Below are 19,710 nucleotides of genomic sequence, written 5' to 3' on the forward strand. Positions count from 1 at the left end.
GGTTTGTCGTAGTCGGCGGCGGGCACGCGCGGGGTACGGAGATCGCCGGAAGGCCTTCTCCGCGGCCCCTACCCACAGGGAGGTACCACGTGAGCACCCCACAGCGCGGAAGCAGCAAGTCCGGCCCGAAGTTGGACGACGTGCGGAAGAAGGAGGTGGAGGGCCAGGTCCGGTCCGGCCACCCGACCCGCGCGGAGGAATGGCACGACCCCGAACCCCCCGTCGACGACCCGCCGTACTCCGACGACGAAGGCCCCGGGAGGGCCTGACCGTCCGACGCCCTCTCCACCACGCATTGGGGGACTCCCATGGAACTCGGCTTTCTCAAGCCCCTCTTCGACCGTCCCGGTCCCTGGGCCTCGGTCTACATCGAAACGACCCGGGTGACCGAGGACGGGGCGAAGCTCCAGGAACTCCGTAACCGCTCCGTCGCCGGACGGCTCATCGACGCCGACGTCGACGCGGCCACCGTCAAGGCCGTCATGGACCGGCTCGCCCACGAGCCCGCCTCCGGATCGCCGCCCGGACGGGCGCTCTTCGCCACGGGCGACGAAGTCGTCCTCGACCTCCCCCTCACCCAGGCCCCGCCCACGGAGGAGGTGACGTGGTCGACCCTGCCGCACGTGGCGCCCCTGGTGGTGCTGCGGGGCGAGGAACCGGCCTGCCTGGTCGCCTACATCGACCGCACGGGCGCCGATCTGGAGCTCCGGCAGGCGCACGGGCGCGAGAGCCTGGGGCAGGCGCGGGGCAAGGAGTGGCAGGGCCGCGGTCACCGCAGCATCCCCGAGGACAGGTACGAGTGGCACTACCGCAACAAGGTCGAGAACAGCTGGGACGAGACCGCCGACGTCATCGCCGCGGAGCTGGTCCGGCAGTGGCCCGAGAACGACCCCTCGCTGCTGATCCTGACCGGCGACGCCCGGGAGCGCAAAGCGGTGTACGGGCGGCTGCCGCAGCACATCCAGGCCGTCGCCGTCGAGGCCGGGAGCGGCGCCCGGCAGCCGGGTGCCTCCACGAGCGCCTTGGACGCGCAGATCGAGGAGGCGTGCGAACGCCACACGCGAGAGCGTCTGCAGAACGCCCTCGAACGCTTCCGTGTCGGGCGGGGCAGGCCGGGTGAGCACCGGGTCTCGTCCGTCGACACCGGCTTCGGGCAGGCCGCCGAGGGGATCCCCGCGGTGGTCGACGCCGCCCGCAAGCACCAGGTGGCCACGCTGCTGATCGACCGGAACGCCTCCGACGCGGGGCGCCGGGTGTGGATCGGTCCCGGGGTGGACGATGTCGCCGTCCAGCGCGGTGACGCCCGCGCCGTCGGCGTCATGGAGCCCGAGGAGGCACGGGCGGACGACGCCCTGCTGAGGGCGGCCGTCGCCGCGAACTGCGAAGTCCTGGTCGTCCCGGAGGGGATGCGCGGACCCGCGGGCGGGGTGGGGGCCGTGCTGCGCTGGAGCGACTGAGGAACGCGCGGACGCGAGAGGCGGAAGCGGGGACGGCCGAGGCCGTCCCCGCTTCCGCCTGTGCCGCGGACGCTCCCGCGTCTCGCGGCGGTCGTCAACGCTCCTTCCGGCGTCGTGACTTACGGGGGGTCAGGAACTCCTGCACCTTGGCCTTCACGCCCTGCTTGACGACGGCGGCCCGGTCGCTGTCCCCCTGGAGGACGGCCGTGGCCGCGGCCTCGATCTGGTCGAGCGAGGCATGCGGCGGAATCGGCGGGACCGCCGGGTCGGTGACGAAGTCGAGGACACAGGGCCGGTCCTGGGCCAGCGCCCACTCCCAGGCGCCCGGCACCTCGTCGGGCTTCTCCACCCGCCGCCCCGCGAGGCCGATGGACCGCGCGAAGTCCGCGTACGGCACGTCCGGCAGCGCCTGCGAGGGCAGGAACTGCGGGGCGCCGGTCATGGCCCGCATCTCCCAGGTGACCTGGTTGAGGTCCTGGTTGTTGAGCACGGCGACGATCAGGCGAGGGTCGTCCCACTCGTGCCGGTACTTGGCGGCGCTGATGAGTTCGGCCATGCCGTTCATCTGCATGGCCCCGTCTCCGACGATCGCCACGGCGGGCCGGCCGGGATGCGCGAACTTGGCGCCGAGCGCGTACGGGACACCGCATCCCATGGTGGCCAGCGTTCCGGAGAGCGAGCCCCGCATCGTGCCGCGGAACGACAGATGGCGGGCGTACCAGTTGGCCGACGAACCGGAGTCGGCGGTCACGATCACGTCGCTCGGGAGCAGCGGGTCGAGGGCGCGCACGACGTGCTCGGGGTTGATCGGGTCGGCGGACACGGCGGCCCGCCGCTCCATGACCTCGCGCCAGTGGGCGGTGTCCTTCTCGACCTTCTCGCGCCACTTCCGGCCCTTCTTGCGGTGCAGCAGCGGCAGGAGCCGGGTCAGGGTGGCCTTTGCGTCGCCCACCAGGTTGACCTCGAAGGGGTAGCGCAGCCCGACCATGAACGGATCGATGTCGATCTGTACCGAGCGTGCCTGGCCGAAGTCCGGGAGGAACTGGGAGTACGGGAAGCTGGAGCCGATCACCAGGAGCGTGTCGCAGTCCCTCATCAGTTCGTAGCTCGGCCGCGTTCCGAGGAGGCCGATCGCTCCGGTGACGTACGGAAGGTCGTCGGGCAGCGCGTCCTTGCCGAGCAGCGCCTTGGCCACGCCCGCGCCGAGCTTCTCGGCCACCAGTTCGACCTCGGTGCGGGCGCCCCGCGCTCCTTGGCCGATCAGTACGGCGACCCGCTCCCCCGCGTCGAGGATCTCCGCCGCCTTGGCGAGGTCCTCGTCGCCGGGCACGGGGGTGTAGGAGGCGATCCCGAGGCTGGAGGGCACCATCTTGAAGGCGTGCTCGGGCGGGGAGTAGTCGAGCTCCTGCACGTCGGCGGGGATGATGACGGCGGTGACGGTCCGCTTGGCGGCTGCGGTGCGCAGGGCGCGGTCGAGGACGTTCGGCAGCTGTTCCGGGACGGTGACCATCTCGCAGAAGTCCGCGGCGACGTCCTTGAACAGGCTGAGGAGGTCGACCTCCTGCTGGTAGGAGCCGCCCATGGCGCTGCGGTTGGTCTGCCCCACGATCGCCACGACCGGTACGTGGTCGAGCTTGGCGTCGTAGAGCCCGTTGAGCAGGTGGATGGCGCCGGGGCCCGAGGTGGCCACGCAGACCCCGGTCCGGCCGGAGAACTTGGCGTACCCGACGGCCTGGAGAGCGGCCGTCTCCTCGTGCCGGGCCTGGATGAACCTGGGCCGGTCGTCGGCTCGGCCCCAGGCGGCGAGCAGGCCGTTGATGCCGTCGCCGGCGTAGCCGAAGACGTGGTCCACGTCCCACTCGCGCAGGCGCCGCAGTACGTGGTCGGACACCTTGTTCGACACGGAAATCCTCTCCTTTCGCTGGGTGGTCCCCCCTTTCGGCTCCCCTCCGTGGCTCCCGCTCCGGCTTCCGCCTCGATCCTGCGCGGCTGGCCCTTCCCTGACCCGCCGTCAGCCGCGCAGGGCCTCGAGCCGTCGGCGGGCGGGGGCGAGGGAGCGGCCGCGTCGGGGGGCGTCCTGCCAGGGGTCCTCCGCGAGCAGGCGCTCGACGTCGGCGAGCCGCCGGTGATCCGCGGCGAGGTCGTCGGAGTCGACGTCGTCCCAGGTGACGGGCGCGGCGACGGGAGCTCCGGGACGGGCGCGCACGGCATAGGGCGCCACGGCGGTCTGGGCGTAGGCGTTGCGCTGGATGTCGAGGTAGAGCCGGTCCCCCCGGGCCTTCTTGCGGGCCTCGGTGGTGAGCGTGTCGGGGTGGCGGTCCGCGAGCAGCGTGGCGAGGTCGCGGGCGAACGCGCGGACGTCGTCGAAGGGGGCCCGGCGGTCCAGCGGCACGACGACGTGCAGACCGCGGGAGCCGGTGGTCATGACCGAGGACGGAAGGCCGACCTCCTCCAGGAGCTCGTGCAGCTGCCGGGCCGCTTCCCGTACGGGGGCGAAGTCGTCGCCCGGGGGGTCGAGGTCGAGGACGAGCCGGTCGGGATGGTCCGGCCGGTCGGCCCGGGAGAGGAAGCGGTGCGGGGTGATGCACGCCTGCCCGGCGAGATAGGCCAGAGTGGCGGCGTCGTCGCAGATCACGTAGGTGACCCTGCCGTCGGACTTGGGCAGTTCGGCGTGGTGCACCCAGTCGGGGAAGTGGTCGGGGAGGTCCTTCTGCATGAATCCCCCCGCGCCGATCCCGTCGGGGTGGCGTTCCAGCATGAGCGGACGCCCGCGCAGGTGCGGGAGCATCCGCGGGGCCACCTTGCGGTAGTACGCGACGAGGTCGGCCTTGGTCAGGCCGTCCTCGGGGAACAGGGGCTTCTCGGGGCGGCTGTACTCGACGGCACGCCCACCGATCCGGATGCTCTCCTTCGCGCCGGCCATCGCCCTCCTCCGTCAGTTCGCCCGGGTCGCGCGGACGACGACCAGTTCCTCGGAGCGCAGGCCCGTGCTGACCAGGCCCCGGTCCTCGAACCACTGCGCGCGTGCCGACATCACGGGGCCGAAGGCCTGGGCACGGCTGCGGACGACCTCGGCGCCCAGACCGGCGCGGCGCAGCGCGTCCAGGGTCGCGGTGACGCCGGAGAGGGAGGACTGGACGAGCAGCAGCACCCCCGTCGGGCTCAGGAGCACGGGAGCCTGCCGGCAGATGCGGTCGAGGAGCAGGCGCCCGTCGGGGCCCGCGTCCCAGGCGCGGTCCAGGCCGCGGGTGGGCGGCTCGGGGTCCTCGGCGGGGACGTAGGGAGGGTTGACGGTGACCAGGTCGAACCGCTCCCCCGCCACCGGCTCGCCCAGGTCGCCCCTGAGCAGCCGGATCCGGCAGTCCAGCATCCTGGCGTTGAGCCAGGCCGTCGCGAGTGCCTTGCGCGAGACGTCGACGGCGGTGGCGGCCGTCCCGCGCCGGGCGGCGGCGATCGCGAGGATGCCGGTGCCGGTGCACAGGTCCAGCGAACGGGTGCCCGGCCGCAGCTCCTCGCCGGCCAGGCCCTCCAACAGCAGTTCCGTGTCTCCCTGGGGGGCGTACACGCCCGGAGGCTTGATCATGCGCATGAACCGCAGGTGCCCGCGCGGCGGGTTTCCACGCCTGCCCGATGGGCGGTTTCTCCCCTGGTGAGGGGGTAGCCGCGCCGGGAGGCGCTCCCGCGCCACCCGTCGGAGGAGGCGACCCAGGATGACCCGTGCAGCTCTGTTCGACGTCGACGGCACCTTGGCCGACACCAATCACCTGCATGTGACGGCGTGGTGGGAGGCGTTCCGCCAGGCGGGCCACGACGTCTCCATGCACGCCCTCCACCGGTCCATCGGACTCGGCAGCGAGGACCTCATCGCCCGGGTGCTGGGCGACGACCGCGACACGCGCGAGGACTCCGCGATCAGCGCGGCGCACAAGACGCTGTACGCGACGTACTTCGACCGTCTGCCGGCGCTGGACTCGGCGGGGACGCTGCTGCGGACGGTGGCCGGTCAGGGCTGGACGGTCGTGCTCGTCACCTCGGCGAGCGGGCGCGAGCTGGAGGCGCTGCGCCGGGCGATCGACGCGGACGACGTGATCGCCCGGACCGCGAGCGCCGACGACGTGGAGGAGGGCAAGCCGGCGCCCGAGCCCGTCCGCCACGCCCTCGACCTCGTCGAGGTGCCCCCGGAGCGGGCGGTGCTGGTCGGCGACACGGTCTGGGACATGAAGGCGGGCTCGCGCGCGGGCGTCTCCTGCGTCGGGCTCCTGTGCGGCGGCATCCCGGCCGACGACCTGCGCTCCGCCGGAGCGGGCGCGGTGTACGCGGACCCCGCCGAGCTTCTCGCCCGTCTGGCGGAAAGCCCCCTGGCACCGGAGTGAATTTCGCCGAAGCGGACGTCCGCGGGGGGCTTGAGGGCCTGGGCGTGGGCCTCGGGAGCGTGGGGCGCGCGGGCTCCGGGATCCTGGGCGGGGGCCTCGGGAGCCCGGTCGTGAGCCGCCTGGGTTTCGGGAGCCCGGGCCCGGGCCTCGGGTCCCGGCTGGAGGCCCGAGCGCCGACCCGTTGGCACCGCGGTCCCCCAGGCCAGGACCCCGAACCCCGGCCGCCAGGCCCGTACGCATTCCTGGGGCGTTTGCGGGCAACCGCGCCGCATGAACGAACTTTCCGCTCCCCATGGCTCCCACTGGATGCGGACGGCGGCCATTCCCGCCCACCCGCCGCTGACCGGCGACACCGAGGCCGATGTGGCGGTGATCGGGGGTGGCGTCGCCGGGCTCAGCGTCGCCTGGGAGCTCACCCGATCGGGCCGGTCCGTGGTGCTCCTGGAAGCGCACAGGGTCGCGGCCGGGGTCACCGGGCACACCACCGGGAAGCTGTCCGCCCAGCACACCCTCGTCTACGCCGACCTCCGCAAGTCCCACGGCGCCGACGCGGCCCGCGCGTACGCCCGGTCGCAGACGGCCGCGCTGCGTCACGTCGGCGACGTCGCCGCGGAGCTCGGGATCGACTGCGAGCTGGAGAGCCGGCCCGCCCTCACCTACTGCGAGGATCCCGCCGGGGTCGAGGAGCTGCGGGCCGAGGCAGAGGCCGCGCGGGACGCCGGTCTGGACGCCTCCTTCGTGACCGAGACCGGCCTGCCGTACGCCGTCGCGGGGGCGGTCCGCGTCGAGGACCAGGCCCAGTTCCACGTACGGAAGTACCTGCGGGGGCTGGCCGAGGACCTGACGGCGCGCGGGGGCCGGATCCACGAGGAGACCCGGGTGGTGGACCTGGACCGCGGCGAGCCGTGCCGGCTGAGGACGTCCTCCGGCGCCACGGTGACCGCGCGGGACGTGGTCGTCGCGACGCACCACCCCGTCTTCGACCGCGGCATGCTCACCACCCGTCTGACGCAGCACCGCGACCTCGTCGTCGCGGGGCCGCTCCCCACCGACCGTGACCCGGCCGGGATGTACATCACGCGGGAGCAGGGGAAGCGTTCCGTGCGCACCGCCCCGTACGGCGACGGCAGGCTGCTCATCGTGACCGGTGAGGCCTTCACGCCGGGGACGGAGCCGGACACCGAGGGCCGTTACCGGCGGCTGGAACAGTGGACCCGCGAGAGGTTCCCCGGGGTGGAGATCACCCATCGCTGGGCGGCCCAGGACAACGCGCCGACCGACACGGTCCCGCTCATCGGGCCGCTGCACCACGGCGACGACGGCCATGTGTACGTCGTGACCGGCTTCGGCGGCTGGGGCATGGCCGGCGGCGTCCTGGCCGGCATGCTGCTCGGCTCGCTCCTCGGGGACCGCCCGGCGGAGCCGGGGTGGGCGGAGCTGTACGACCCCCGCCGCCCCGCCTCCGTGGCCCGCTCGGCACCGTCCCTGCTGAAGGCCCAGTGGGACGCCGGCAAGCACTTCGTCAAGGACCGGCTGGACACGCTCGGCCCGGGGGCCCGGCGCACGGTGGCCGACGTACGGCCCGGCACGGGAGAGGTGGTGCGGGACGGAGGGCATCCGTGCGCCGTGTACCGGGAGGAGGGAGGCGCCGTGCACTCCGTCTCCGCGGTCTGTACGCACATGGGGTGCCTGGTGGCCTTCAACTCCGCCGAACGGACCTGGGAGTGCCCCTGCCACGGCTCCCGCTTCGACATCGACGGCGAGGTCCTCCAGGGACCCGCCCTGAAGCGCCTGGAGCGGCGGGAACCGCCCGGGGAGGGGTGAGGCGGACGGCCGCACCGCCCGCCCGGCCGGGATTGAACTCCTGATCGACGGGCAGGCGCATTTTGCCCGTGTTTGTCAGGCTTGTGCGTGTGCGGTCTCGATGTCGGGTGCCCGGTCTTTCGCAGACGAATGGAGGAGGCGTTCTCGTGAGCATGGTGAAGGAATCGATCGACGTGGATGTGCCGGTGCGGCACGTGTACAACCAGTGGACGCAGTTCGAGGAGTTCCCCAGCTTCATGGAGGGGGTGGAGGACGTCCGCCAGGTGGACGACCGGCACTGTCACTGGAAGACGAAGGTGGCGGGCGTGCGCCGGGAGTTCGACACGGAGATCGTGGACCAACTGCCGGACGAGCGGGTCTCGTGGCGGACGGTGGGGGGCGACAGCCGGCAGAAGGGCGTGGTGACCTTCCAGTCGCTGGACGAGTCGCACACCCGGGTCAGCCTGGCGATGGACTTCGAGCCGGAGGGCGTGGCGGAGAAGGCGGGCGACGCGCTGGGGGTCCTGGACCGGCGGGTCAAGGGCGATCTGAAGCGGTTCAAGGGCTTCATCGAGGAGCGCGGGCGGGAGAGCGGCGGCTGGCGCGGCCGCATCACCCCCGGCCAGGGCGACACCGGTACCGGCACCGGACTTCCCGGCGGCACCAGCAGCACAACCGGCACCATGGGCGTGCCCGGCGGTCCCGGGCCCGGTCGCCCCATGCCGGGGCCCGGCTCCAGTCTCCCGGTCGACCCGGACGACATGCGGCACGGCTGACGGCACGACGGGCGGGAACCCGCCGGCCCCGGCCGGCGGATCCCGTCCGTCACGCTCACCGGACCGGCCCGGTGTCACGGCGGGACCGGCACGGCACGGGACCCGGGGGCCCGACGCCGTCAGCGGGCGTCGCCCCATCCTCCACGGCCCCCGAGGTGCGTCATGAACCTTCCCCTCCCCGACGACGTGAGCCGGCTCAAGGCCGTCATCGGGCGCGAGATTTCCGCCCTGCGCGCCGACGTCCGGCGCAAGACCGGGACCCGGCAGCCACCGCCCCTCGCCCAGGACCGCGTCTCGCCCCTCCAGAGCACCGCGCTCCTGCCGCGGAGGCACGAGGCGGCGCTGTCCACCTCCTGCATGTGCGGCACGGAGGACGGTGAGGGCGCCGGCCCGGACGGAAAGGAGCACGACCCCTGGTCGTGCATCTGCGCCACCCTGCCCGCGATCCCCGCGTCGGCGGCGCTGCTCACCCCGATGCGCGACGACAACGGCGGCGTCGTGGACTTCGTCATCCGGGCCGGCAATCACCTCCGGTCCGCGGAGTGGCTGGAGGCGCCGGCGCACCAGGTGGGCCAGCGGTTCATGGAGGCACGGCCGGGCGCGGCCGCGAGCGGCCTCCTCGCCGCGCTCACCGAGACGCTGACCACGGGGCGCCCGATGGAGAGCGTGGTCGTGGACTACACGGAGGAACGGCTGGGCCGCCTCCACCGCGCCCAGCTGCTCTACTGCGCCGCCGCCTGCGGCGGCCAGTTGGTCGCCACCTGGCGTCCGGTCCGCAGCCAGGCGGAGCTGCTGACCGTGGACGCCCAGCACCTCGCGTCCATGGGGTGGGGCCACTGGGACCTGCTGTCGGGCAAGGTGACGTGGTCGGAGGGGCTGAGCCGGATCTTCCGGACGGACCTGGCCATGCCGTGGTCGCTGGAGGAGCTGTGCGACGCGCTGCTGCCCGCGGACACCACGGCGTTCGCGGAGTTCATCACGGCGGTCCTCGCGGGGGAGGAACCGGCGTGGACCCGGATCCGCTTCCTGGTGGTCGGCGAGGTGCGGACCCTCGATCTGCTCGGGCGCCCGGTCGCCGGTACGGACGGGCGGCCGTGGGCCGTGCACCTCGTCGCCCGCGACCTCACGCCGCAGATGCGCAGCCGGCGCCGGCTGGTGGAGACGGAACGGGAGACGGAGCGGCTGCGCCAGCAGGCGGAGGCGGAACGCCATGTCGCGGGGATGCTCCGCGAGGCGCTGTTGCCGACCCACTCCGAGCAGCTGGCCGCGGTGGGCCTGACGGTGGCGGCCGCGTACCAGCCCGCGGAGCCCGACTCGGCCGTCGGCGGCGACTGGTACAAGTGCCGTCTGCTTCCCGACGGCCGGGTGCTGGTCGCGATGGGCGACGCCTGCGGGCACGGGCTGGACGCGGTGGCCCGGATGGCCCAGCAGCGCCACGCGCTGGCCGGTCTGGCCCAGACCGGCGCGCCGGCCGGGGAGATCATGACCTGGCTGAACGAGCTGGTGTGCAGCGACCCTTCGGGACAGACGGCCACGGCGATCGCCGGGCACATCGACGCCGACCGGGTCCTCCACTGGGCCGACGCGGGGCACCCGGCGCCCGTGGTGCGCCGCGAGGGACGGGCCTTCGCGCTCACCACCGAGCAACGCGGGCCGCTGCTCGGGGCGTTGCCGGGATACGCGTACGAGACGTCGGCGTACCCCCTGCAACGGGGCGATCTGCTGCTGATGTACACGGACGGCATGGTCGAGCGGCGCGGCGAGGACATCACCGAGGGCATCGAGCGGCTCGTGACCACGGTGGGCGAGGCGGCGGGGCTGACGCCGCAGCAGACGATCGACCGGCTGGTCGAGGACCACGCCCGGTCGGGGCACGACGACGACGCGTGCCTGCTGGCGATCCGCGTCGACTGATCGACGGACATACGAGCGCCGCTTCGGGGGAACACCCACCCCGGGGCATATGACTACATACCATGACAGAAGGGCGAGGCCTGCACATGGATGGGATCGTGCTGCTGCGCGAGGACCGCACGACGGTCGAAGAGCTGTCCGCGAAGGACGTCCGCCGCCCCCTCAGGCACGACGGACCCCTCGGGCCCGTCGGACGGGACCACTCCCCCGGCGCGCGCCGGGTCCTGGGCCGCCACCGCCCCCTCGCCGCCCCTGGCGCCACCCATGGCTAGCCCCACGCGGTCCGCCCCGGCGGGGAGCGGGACCTCCGACGTCACCCTGAACGTCAACGGTTCGCCGCGGACACTGCGCCTGGACAACCGCACCACGCTGCTGGACGCCCTGCGGGAGCGGCTGGACCTCGTGGGCGCCAAGAAGGGCTGCGACCACGGGCAGTGCGGCGCGTGCACGGTCCTCGTCGACGGGCGGCGGACCAACAGCTGTCTGCTGTTGGCCGTGGCCTGCGAGGGTGCGGACATCACCACGGTGGAGGGACTCGCCGAGGACGGCCGGCTCCACCCCGTCCAGGAGGCGTTCGTGTCCCGGGACGCCCTGCAGTGCGGGTACTGCACGCCGGGGCAGATCTGTTCGGCCGTCGGGATGCTCGGCGAAGCCGCCGAGGGACACCCTTCTCTGGTGACTCCCCCGGACGGCCCCGCCCCGCTCGGCCCCGAGGAGATCCGGGAGCGCATGAGCGGCAACCTCTGCCGCTGCGGCGCCTATCCGCACATCGTCGACGCGATCGAGGAGGCCGCGACGTGAGGTCCTTCTCCTACCTCCGCGCCGGCACGGCCGAGGAGGCGCTCGACGCGTTCGACGCCCACCCGGACGCCCACTTCCTGGGCGGCGGGACCAATCTCGTGGACCTGATGAAGCTGGGCGTCGCCGCCCCGGAGTTCCTCATCGACGTCAGCCGGCTCCCGCTGGACGCGGTCGAGGAGACCGCCGAGGGAGGGCTCCGCATCGGGGCGACCGTGCGCAACAGCGACCTGGCCGCGCATCCGCTGGTCCGCACGCGGTACACCGCGCTCTCCCAGGCGCTGCTGTCCGGGGCGTCGGGGCAGTTGCGCAACACCGCCACCACCGGCGGGAACCTCCTCCAGCGGACCCGCTGCCCGTACTTCCAGGACACGTCGAAGCCCTGCAACAAGCGGGAGCCGGGCACGGGCTGTCCCGCCCGCGACGGCGCCCATCGCGATCTCGCGGTCCTCGGCCACTCGGAACAGTGCGTCGCCACCCACCCCTCGGACATGGCCGTCGCGCTGGCCGCCCTCGACGCCGTGGTCCATCTGCGCGGCGCGGGCGGCGAGCGCGCGGTCCCGGTGACGGACTTCCACCGGCTGCCCGGCGACCGGCCCGACCAGGACACCGTCATCCGCCCGGGGGAACTGATCACGGGCGTCAGCCTGCCGCCCCTCCGGGCCGGCGTGCGCAGCGCCTACCGCAAGGCCCGTGACCGCGCCTCGTACGCGTTCGCGCTCGCCTCCGTCGCCGCCGTGGTCCGCGTCGAGGACGGTGTCGTCGCGGACGCCGCGCTCGCCTTCGGCGGGCTCGCCCACCGGCCGTGGCGTGCCCGCGCCGCCGAGGACGTGCTGCGCGGCGCTCCGGCCACCGCCGCGACGTACACCCGGGCGGCCGACGCCGAACTCGCCGCGGCACAGCCGCTGCGCGACAACGGCTTCAAGGTGACGCTGGCCCGGAACCTCGCCGTCAGCGTCCTGAGCGCCCTCGCCTCCCGCGCCGAAGGAGACAGGAACCCGGCATGAACGACCGACTCTCCCCGCCCGCTCCGCCGGCCGTCACCTCCCCGCAGGACGTGACGGCCGGCGCCCGCGGGACCGCGACGGCCACGGGCGACGACGTGCCGCGCCGCGAGGCCCGCCTGAAGGTGACGGGTGCGGCGCGGTACGCCGCCGAGCACACCCCGCCCGGTTGCGCCTACGCCTGGCCCGTGCCGGCCACCGTCGCGTGCGGCCGGGTCACCGCCGTCCACAGCGACGCCGCCCTGGCCCTGCCCGGCGTGCACGCGGTCCTCAGCCACGCGAACGCGCCCCGGCTGGGCACCCCCGACGACCCCACGCTCGCCGTGCTCCAGGACGAGCGCGTCCCGCACCGCGGCTGGTACGTCGCCCTCGTCGTGGCCGACTCCCCGGAGAACGCCCGCGCCGCAGCGGAGGCGCTGCGCGTGGAGTACGAGGCCCACGAGCACGAGGTCCGCCTGACCGCCGACCATCCCCGGCTCTACACGCCGGAGGAGGCGAACGGCGGCCACCCGGCGGTACGCGAACGCGGTGACTTCGACGCGGCCTTCGCCGCCGCCGAGGTCCGGGTCGACGCGACGTACACCATGACGGCACTCCACAACCATCCGATGGAACCTCACGCCGCCACGGCGTGGTGGGACGACGGCCGGCTGACCGTGTACGACTCGAGCCAGGGCTCGACGACGGTACGGGACACCCTTGCGGGCCTCTTCGCCCTGCCCCCGGAGTCGGTCACCGTCCTGTCCGAGCACGTGGGCGGCGGCTTCGGCAGCAAGGGCACACCGCGCCCCCACGTGGTGCTCGCGGCGATGGCGGCCCGCCACACCGGGCTCCCGGTCAAGCTGGCCCTTCCCCGCCGTGACCTCCCCGCCGTGGTGGGCCACCGTGCTCCCACCGTGCAGCGCGTACGGCTCGGCGCGGGCGGCGACGGCGTCATCACGGCGCTCGCGCACGAGGTCGTCACGCAGACGTCGACGGTGAAGGAGTTCGTCGAGCAGGCCGCCGTCCCCGCCCGCACCATGTACACCTCACCGGCCGGCCGCACCGTCCACCGGGTGGTGGCGCTGGACGTGCCGACGCCCTCGTGGATGCGGGCTCCCGGTGAGGCGTCCGGCATGTACGCCCTGGAGTCGGCGATGGACGAACTCGCCGTCGCCACCGGAATCGACCCGGTGGAACTGCGCGTCCGCAACGAACCGGACACCGAGCCCGACAGCGGACGGCCGTTCAGCAGCAGGCACCTCGTGGAGTGTCTGCGCGAGGGAGCCCGGCGCTTCGGCTGGGAGCGGCGCGACCCGCGGCCCGGCGTGCGCCGTGAAGGGGACCTGCTCCTGGGCACCGGCGTGGCCGCCGCCACCTATCCGGTGCTCGTCAGCCCCTCCACCGCGTCCGCGCACGCCGCCCCGGACGGCACGTACACCGTCCGGCTCAACGCCACCGACATCGGAACGGGTGCGCGGACCGTGCTCGCGCAGGTCGCCGCCGAGGTCCTCCAGGTGCCCGTCGAGTCGGTACGCGTCGACATCGGCAGCAGCGGACTGCCCGACGCCCCGCTCGCCGGCGGCTCCTCGGGCACGGCCTCCTGGGGATGGGCGGTGCACAAGGCGTGCACCGCCCTCACCGGGAAGCTGCGCGCGCACTCCGGGAAGCCCCCGGTCGACGGCCTGTCCGCGACGGCCGACACCGAGGAGGAGGCCGGGCGCGAATCCCCCTACGCCCGGCACGCGTTCGGCGCCCACTTCGCGGAGGTCCAGGTCGACACCGTGACCGGCGAGGTCCGGGTGCGCCGCCTCCTCGGGGTCTACGCCGCCGGCCGCATCCTCAACCCCCGTACCGCGCGCTCCCAGTTCATCGGCGGCATGACCATGGGCATCGGCATGGCCCTGACGGAGACGAGCTCCCCCGACGCGGCCTTCGGCGGCTTCACGGAGCGCGACCTGGCCGCGTACCACGTGCCGTCCTGCGCGGACGTGCCCGCGATCGAGGCGCACTGGCTGGAGGAGGACGATCCGCACCTCAATCCGATGGGGAGCAAGGGGATCGGGGAGATCGGCATCGTCGGCACCGCCGCGGCCGTCGCCAACGCCGTCCACCACGCGGTGGGGGTACGGCTGCGGGACCTGCCCCTGACGCCCGACCGCCTCCTCCCGTACCTCAGCGAGGGGGATCGATGAAACGGCCGTGCGCGGCCGCCAGGGTGAAGCCGGGGCCGAAGCCGATGAGGATGCCCTCGGCGTCATGAGCGGGCGGGGTGTCGAACGTCCGGGCCAGGACGTCGAGTACGGCGGCCCCGCCGAGATTTCCGCACGCGGCGAGACTGGCCCACGAATATGTCAGGTCGCCGTCGGCCGGATCGGGATCGAGGCCGAGCCCCTGGGCGGCGTCGGTGAGGATCCGGGGCCCGCCGGGGTGCACGACGGCGAAGTCGAGACGGCGGCCGTCGAGCCACTTCGTGATCGCGGGAAGGCAGTCGTTCAGGGCGCGGGTGGCCGCCGGGGTGGAGTCGAAGGCGAGGCCCGCGCCGGATAGGCGGCCGCGGTAGCGGTCGACGCTGTCGGGCAGGACGTACTCGAAGGTGTCGTCGAGCAGGACGTGCGGGCCCGGCCGGCGCGGGGCGCCGGAGGCGACGACCGCGGCGGCCCCGTCACCGAACAGCGCCTTGTAGATCATCGATTCGCGGCTGGTGTCCGCGTGGTTGTACGTCGCCGTGGACAGGCACTCGGCCACGACTACCAGGACGTGGGCGCCGGGGTGGGCGGCGATGTCCCGATGGGCGTAGACCAGGGACTGTGCCGCGCCCGCGCAGCCCAGGGTGGCCAGGGGGATACGGCGTATGTCGGGTCTCAGGCCCAGTTCGTGGATCAGGTGGACGTCGAGGGACGGCACGGTCCAGGAGGTGGTGTGGCTGGTGATGACGCAGTCGACGTCACCGGGCTCCAGTCCGGCGTGGGCCAGGGCCCGGCGGCCCGCCTCGACCGCCAGCCGGAGCGCGTCCTCGTAGGCGGCGCGGTTGCGTTCCGCCACGGGGGCGTCACCGGACACCGTGGGCGCGGACAGGGGGCGGGTGAACCGCCGGGTCTCGACGGTCGTCGCACGGGCGATCCGCAGGAACGCGTCGAGCCGCGGCAGGTCGGGGTGCGCCCGGCGGATGTCGTCGCACAACTCGTCGGTAGTGACGACGTGCTCGGGCAGGGCGATGGCGGGACGGGCGAGATACGTCAAGACTGACTCCCCTGGGTGGGACGGACGGATGGACGTAACGGAACGGTAAGCGAGGGGACTTCGCCCGTTTCCCCTACGGCCGGGGGTCAGGACCGCAGGGGGGCGGTGAGGACGGGATGGCGTTCGGCCAGCGACGCGCCGGGGGTGTAGAGCAGGAGCATGACGCGGGCGCCGGGCGAGGTGACGGGCTCGGCGACGCAGGTGGTGACCCAGCCGGGGCCGTGCACCGCGTGGTTGATGGGCCGTTCGGACCCGTCGGGATACGGGACGGGGGCGGTCGCGGTCTCGCGGTAGAGGGGCCCGGCGGCCGGGTCCCGCAGCACCTCGGCCTCCAGCCGGGCGAGCGCCGGGTTGTGCGGCCGCATCTCCACGGCATGGCGCAGCTGGGGCATGACGAGGGGCGCCCAGCGGGTCTCCCAGTCGAGGAGGACCTCTTCGCGGGCCTGGGGGTCGAGCAGCATCCAGCGCATCGTGTTGGCGGGCGGCCTGCCGCCGGGGAAGAGATGGCGGTACTCCTGGTTGTGGGCGAGGACGTTCCACTCGGCGTCGTTGATGTAGGCCAGGGCACCGGTGATCTGGTCGACGACCCGCTGCCACACGCCGGGTACGGACATGCCCGAATCACGGTGCAGGGTGAAGGGAGGGTTCTCGCGGCGCGCCAGCCGCCAGAGGAACGTCCACTCCTGTTCGTTCAGTCGGAGCACCTTGGCCACGGCGGTGAGGAACTCGCTGGAGGGGTTGGCGAGTTGCCCGTTCTCGAACCGGTTGTAGGTGCCGGGGGCGCGTTGCAGCAGTTCGTCCATCTGCTCCTGGCTCAGGCCCGCCGCCCGGCGTCCGGGGCCGGGTGTCCGGGGCGGGAAGCCCGCCGACACCGGGTCGACCGCGGCCCGGCGCTCCAGGAGAAGCTGCTTCAACGGCCCGCGGACACTGGCGACTCGCACGTGACACACCTTCGCTCGCTCGGACGTCGCCGACGGGGCGGCGTGGGTCGGGGGAACCCATTATCTGCACCTGTGCTCCCTGGAAAGCGGGACCCCCGGGACGCGAGACTCTGACCCACGGATCTCACCCCCCTCTCCACGGACGGGACGGGTAGGACCGCGGCCGGTGTCGACAATCGCCATTGCGTAGCGTCCTCGGTACCGGCCGCAGCGGGTACACCAGGACGACATCCCCCTGTCACCTGGGCCCGCGACCGGCCCAGGACGGCACCCTCGCCGCCGTGGGTCATGGCGGTTCCGACGGCACCCTCGCTGTCGAGCCGCCGGCCCTGCGGCACCCTCGCCACCCGGGCCGTCTGGCCGGCCCGGGCAGCACCCCCGCCCCCGGGCCGGCCACCGAAACGGAGCCGCACCACGCGGCCCGCGCGGGGCACGCGCGCACGGCAGGCCGAGAGGTCAGGCCGATTCCCGGCGGACCAGTTCGGTGGGAAGAATGACCGCGGCCGGATCCTCGCCGCCGATCCGGGCCATCAACGTCCGCACCATCTCGGTGCTGATCCGGTCCCAGGGCTGACGGATCGTGGTGAGCGTGGGGCGGGAGGCCAGCGCGGCCGGCGAGTCGTCGAAGCCGCCCACCGCGATGTCGTCGGGCACCCGGCGCCCGGCGCGGGCCAGGGTGTCGAGCACGCCCTGGGCCATCAGGTCGGATGCCACGAACACCGCGTCCACGTCGGGCGCGCGCTCCAGGAGGAGGGTGGCGGCCGCCTCCCCGCTCGCCCGGCTGTAGTCGCCGGTCACGATCAGCGACTCGTCGACGGGCAGTCCGCACTCGGTCATCGTCTCGCGGTAGCCCGTGAGCCGCTCGACCCCGCCCGGGGTGTCCGGCGGGCCGGCGACGGTGGCTATCCGGCGGCGGCCCGAGGCGTAGAGGTGGCGCACCATGTCCCGTGCCCCGTCGCGGTCGTCGGCGGCGACGTAGCCGACCTTGGCGGTCTGGCCGAGCGGCTTGCCGCAGGCGACGACGGGCACGCCGGCCTCGTGCAGTCGTGCCACCACGGGGTCGCCCGAGTGGCTGGAGACCAGGAGCACGCCGTCGACGTGACCGGCCTCGATGTAGCGGAGGTTGCGCCGCCGTTCGTCCTCGGTGCCGGCGATCATGAGCAGCAGCGGGATGTCCCGGGCGGCGAGCGCCTGGGTGCAGGCGCGGAGCAGCACGTTGAAGTTGGGGTCCTCGAAGAAGCGTTCCTGGGGCTCGGTCAGGAGGAAGGCGACCGAGTCGGACCTGCCGGTGATCAGCGAGCGGGCGTGCCGGTTGACGACGTACCCCGTCCTGCGGATCGCGGCGTCGACGGCGGCCTTCGCCGTGGGGCTGACGTAGTGCCCGCCGTTGAGGACGCGCGAGACGGTTCCGCGCGACACTCCGGCCTCGCGCGCCACGTCGTGGATGGTCGCGGGGCGACGCCTGCTCGCTGCTGTGCTCATGCTCTCTTCCCCTCGTTCCCCTGCTGTCAGGACTTTACGGCGCCCGACAACAGGTCGAGGCTCCAGAACCGTTGGATGACGAGGAACAGGGCGATGAGCGGCAGGATCGCGAGGAGCGCGCCGATGATCACCAGCGTGTAGAGCGAGGCCTGGCTCGCGCCCTGCTTGAGGAGGGTGAACAGGCCGACCGTCATGGGGAACTTCTCGTCGTCGCCGAGCATGATGTACGGCAGCAGGAAGTTGTTCCAGATCGCGACGAACTGGAAGAGGAAGATCGTCACGAGGCCGGGGGACATCATCGGGGCGGCGATCCGCACGAAGATCCGCCACTCCCCCGCGCCGTCCATCCGGCCCGCCTCGACGAGTTCCATGGGGATGGCGGCCTCGGCGTAGATCCGGCCGAGGTAGACCCCGTACGGGGAGAGGACGAGGGGCAGCAGGACGGAGAGGTAGGTGTCCGTCAGGTCGGCGTGGGCCATCAGCAGGTACTGCGGGATGGCGAGGATCACCGGGGGCATGAGCACGCCCGTGAGGATCACGTTGAAGAAGGTCTCCCTGCCGCGGAAGCGGTAGACGGCGAGGGCGTAGCCGGCGAGGGCGGAGACCGCCGTGGAGAGGACGGCGCCGAGTCCGGCGTAGAGCAGGGAGTTGCCCATCCAGCGCCAGTAGATGCCGTCGCGGTACGCGTCGAGGTCGGCGAGGTTGTCGCCGAAGCCTCCGCCGGGGAGGAAGGTGAAGGTGGAGAAGAGGTCGGCGCCGGACTTGGTGGAGGCCACCAGGACCCAGGCGACGGGCAGGAGACAGTAGAGGGCGCCGAGGACGAGGGCGGCGGTCGGCAGCAGGGCGACGCGGCGCGGCCGCGGCGGGCCCTGCGAGGTGCCGGGGGTGGTACCGGCGGCCGGGGGCGCCTTGCGGGTCAGGGGCGGGGAGGCGAGCCCGGTCATCGGGTTGCTCCTTGCTGCGTGCGGCGGTTGGAGGCCCTGAGCAGGCCGAAGGAGAGCAGGAAGGTCGCCAGGGCGAGGACCACGGCGGTGGCCGAGGCGGCGTGGATGTTCCCGCCGACGAAGGCGTCGTTGTAGACCTTCATCAGAGGGCTCCAGGTGGTGGGGATGCCGTTGGTGAGGGGCTGGAGGGTGGTGGGCTCGTTGAAGACCTGGAGGGTGGCGATGATCGAGAAGAAGAAGGTCAGCACCAGCGAGGGGGCCACCATCGGGATCTTGACGCGCAGGGCGATCTGCAGCGGTGAGCAGCCGTCGAGCCGGGCGGCCTCGTGGACCTCGGCGGGGATGGACCGCAGCGAGGTGTAGATGACGATCATGTTGAAACCGGTGCCGCCCCACACGGCGATGTTCGCCATGGCCGCGTAGAGCGGGCCGCCGTCCATCAGGTCGGGCCGGGGCAGTCCGAGGGCGTCGAGGACGGGGAAGAACGGGCTGACGTCCGGCAGGTAGAGGAATCCCCACAGGAGGGCGGCGATGACGCCGGGGATGGCGTACGGCAGGAAGATCGCGAGGCGCGCGAAGGAGCGGGCCCGTACCCGGTCGGTGTCGAGCAGCAGGGCGAACAGCAGGGCCAGGCCGAGCATGACGGGGACGACGATCGCGCCGTAACCCAGGATCCGCAGGGCGCTGTGCGCGAGTTCGGAGTCGGTGAGGGCGGCGGTGTAGTTCTCGAGCCCGGCCCAGACCTCGTTCCTGGATCCCTTGCCGAGGCCCAGCCCTTTGACCTCGATCTTGTGGAGGCTGAGCCAGATCGCGTAGCCGATGGGCAGGGCGAAGAAGAGGACGAAGAGGACGGCGGCCGGGAGGAGGAAGAGGTAGGGGGCGCTCCGCACGGGTGCGGAGGTGGCGCGGGGCGACGGCCGGGCGGCCGGCGCCTCTTCGGCAGGGGGTGACGGCCGGCGGGCCGGGGCCGCGGTGGCCCCGGCCGACGGGCGCGCG

17 protein-coding genes and 1 pseudogene are annotated in these 19,710 nt (G+C 73.3%); 10 read left to right on the plus strand and 8 right to left on the minus strand.

Translation table 11 applies throughout. The annotated features are described in order from the left end of the window. The first annotated feature begins 89 nt into the window (after positions 1 to 89). Both ACZ68P_RS21340 and ACZ68P_RS21345 read left to right on the plus strand, forming a co-directional pair. Entirely contained in the window at positions 90 to 269 is a 180-nt protein-coding gene (locus ACZ68P_RS21340; RefSeq protein WP_471008363.1) for a hypothetical protein, read from the plus strand. Between the two features lie 39 nt (positions 270 to 308). Continuing rightward, complete coding sequence (locus ACZ68P_RS21345) at positions 309 to 1,457, plus strand: baeRF2 domain-containing protein (protein ID WP_471008364.1); 1,149 nt, start codon at positions 309 to 311, stop codon at positions 1,455 to 1,457. 94 nt (positions 1,458 to 1,551) lie between these two features. Here ACZ68P_RS21345 and ACZ68P_RS21350 read toward each other — a convergent pair whose 3' ends face one another. The 3 genes from ACZ68P_RS21350 to ACZ68P_RS21360 all read right to left on the minus strand — a co-directional run bounded on the left by ACZ68P_RS21350 (position 1,552) and on the right by ACZ68P_RS21360 (position 5,040). Next, positions 1,552 to 3,360 carry a thiamine pyrophosphate-requiring protein gene (locus ACZ68P_RS21350; RefSeq protein ID WP_471008367.1) on the minus strand — a complete coding sequence of 603 codons (1,809 nt, stop codon included), beginning with the start codon at positions 3,358 to 3,360 and terminating at the stop codon, positions 1,552 to 1,554. A gap of 108 nt (positions 3,361 to 3,468) precedes the next feature. Further along, positions 3,469 to 4,380, minus strand: a complete 912-nt coding sequence (gene ligD / locus ACZ68P_RS21355; protein ID WP_471008370.1) for a non-homologous end-joining DNA ligase — start codon at positions 4,378 to 4,380, stop codon at positions 3,469 to 3,471. A gap of 12 nt (positions 4,381 to 4,392) precedes the next feature. Beyond that, positions 4,393 to 5,040, minus strand: a complete 648-nt coding sequence (locus tag ACZ68P_RS21360; RefSeq protein ID WP_471008372.1) for a HemK2/MTQ2 family protein methyltransferase — start codon at positions 5,038 to 5,040, stop codon at positions 4,393 to 4,395. A gap of 127 nt (positions 5,041 to 5,167) precedes the next feature. Here ACZ68P_RS21360 and ACZ68P_RS21365 point away from each other — a divergent pair, with 127 nt between their 5' ends. From ACZ68P_RS21365 to ACZ68P_RS21400, 8 genes and pseudogenes are all read left to right on the plus strand, one after another. Continuing rightward, positions 5,168 to 5,830, plus strand: a complete 663-nt coding sequence (locus tag ACZ68P_RS21365) for an HAD family hydrolase (RefSeq protein ID WP_471008374.1) — start codon at positions 5,168 to 5,170, stop codon at positions 5,828 to 5,830. Between the two features lie 270 nt (positions 5,831 to 6,100). After that, positions 6,101 to 7,654: an FAD-dependent oxidoreductase gene (locus ACZ68P_RS21370; protein ID WP_471008376.1), complete on the plus strand. Its 1,554-nt coding sequence runs from the start codon at positions 6,101 to 6,103 to the stop codon at positions 7,652 to 7,654. Positions 7,655 to 7,800: 146 nt separating this feature from the next. Beyond that, positions 7,801 to 8,259: pseudogene (locus ACZ68P_RS21375) on the plus strand (SRPBCC family protein); the annotation flags it as partial. 312 nt (positions 8,260 to 8,571) lie between these two features. After that, the gene (locus ACZ68P_RS21380; RefSeq protein ID WP_471008379.1) at positions 8,572 to 10,323 is read left to right on the plus strand and encodes a PP2C family protein-serine/threonine phosphatase; all 1,752 of its coding nucleotides are present in this window, start codon (positions 8,572 to 8,574) and stop codon (positions 10,321 to 10,323) included. A 62-nt stretch (positions 10,324 to 10,385) separates the two neighbouring features. Then, on the plus strand, positions 10,386 to 10,595 hold the full coding sequence (locus ACZ68P_RS21385) for a hypothetical protein (RefSeq protein ID WP_471008382.1): 210 nt from the start codon (positions 10,386 to 10,388) through the stop codon (positions 10,593 to 10,595). Then, complete coding sequence (locus ACZ68P_RS21390; protein WP_471008384.1) at positions 10,588 to 11,124, plus strand: 2Fe-2S iron-sulfur cluster-binding protein; 537 nt, start codon at positions 10,588 to 10,590, stop codon at positions 11,122 to 11,124. Before ACZ68P_RS21385 ends, ACZ68P_RS21390 begins: the two co-directional genes overlap by 8 nt. Further along, positions 11,121 to 12,128, plus strand: coding sequence for an FAD binding domain-containing protein (locus ACZ68P_RS21395; RefSeq protein ID WP_471008387.1), 1,008 nt, complete (start codon positions 11,121 to 11,123; stop codon positions 12,126 to 12,128). Before ACZ68P_RS21390 ends, ACZ68P_RS21395 begins: the two co-directional genes overlap by 4 nt. Next, positions 12,125 to 14,299: a xanthine dehydrogenase family protein molybdopterin-binding subunit gene (locus ACZ68P_RS21400; RefSeq protein ID WP_471008389.1), complete on the plus strand. Its 2,175-nt coding sequence runs from the start codon at positions 12,125 to 12,127 to the stop codon at positions 14,297 to 14,299. Before ACZ68P_RS21395 ends, ACZ68P_RS21400 begins: the two co-directional genes overlap by 4 nt. On the opposite strand, the gene ACZ68P_RS21405 is transcribed toward ACZ68P_RS21400, so the two are convergent. From ACZ68P_RS21405 to ACZ68P_RS21425, 5 genes are all read right to left on the minus strand, one after another. Next, on the minus strand, positions 14,280 to 15,347 hold the full coding sequence (locus ACZ68P_RS21405; RefSeq protein ID WP_471008392.1) for a PhlD: 1,068 nt from the start codon (positions 15,345 to 15,347) through the stop codon (positions 14,280 to 14,282). The two genes, ACZ68P_RS21400 and ACZ68P_RS21405, sit on opposite strands and share 20 nt — an antisense overlap. A gap of 86 nt (positions 15,348 to 15,433) precedes the next feature. Beyond that, positions 15,434 to 16,288, minus strand: a complete 855-nt coding sequence (locus tag ACZ68P_RS21410) for an MmyB family transcriptional regulator (protein WP_471008395.1) — start codon at positions 16,286 to 16,288, stop codon at positions 15,434 to 15,436. A 456-nt stretch (positions 16,289 to 16,744) separates the two neighbouring features. Beyond that, the gene (locus ACZ68P_RS21415; protein WP_471008398.1) at positions 16,745 to 17,770 is read right to left on the minus strand and encodes a LacI family DNA-binding transcriptional regulator; all 1,026 of its coding nucleotides are present in this window, start codon (positions 17,768 to 17,770) and stop codon (positions 16,745 to 16,747) included. A 26-nt stretch (positions 17,771 to 17,796) separates the two neighbouring features. Next, entirely contained in the window at positions 17,797 to 18,714 is a 918-nt protein-coding gene (locus tag ACZ68P_RS21420; protein ID WP_471008400.1) for a carbohydrate ABC transporter permease, read from the minus strand. After that, positions 18,711 to 19,604 carry a carbohydrate ABC transporter permease gene (locus ACZ68P_RS21425; RefSeq protein ID WP_471008790.1) on the minus strand — a complete coding sequence of 298 codons (894 nt, stop codon included), beginning with the start codon at positions 19,602 to 19,604 and terminating at the stop codon, positions 18,711 to 18,713. The genes ACZ68P_RS21420 and ACZ68P_RS21425 overlap by 4 nt, the downstream gene beginning before the upstream one ends. Between the last annotated feature and the right edge of the window lie 106 nt (positions 19,605 to 19,710).

The sequence above is a fragment of the Streptomyces sp. NPDC036822 genome, assembly GCF_055609145.1.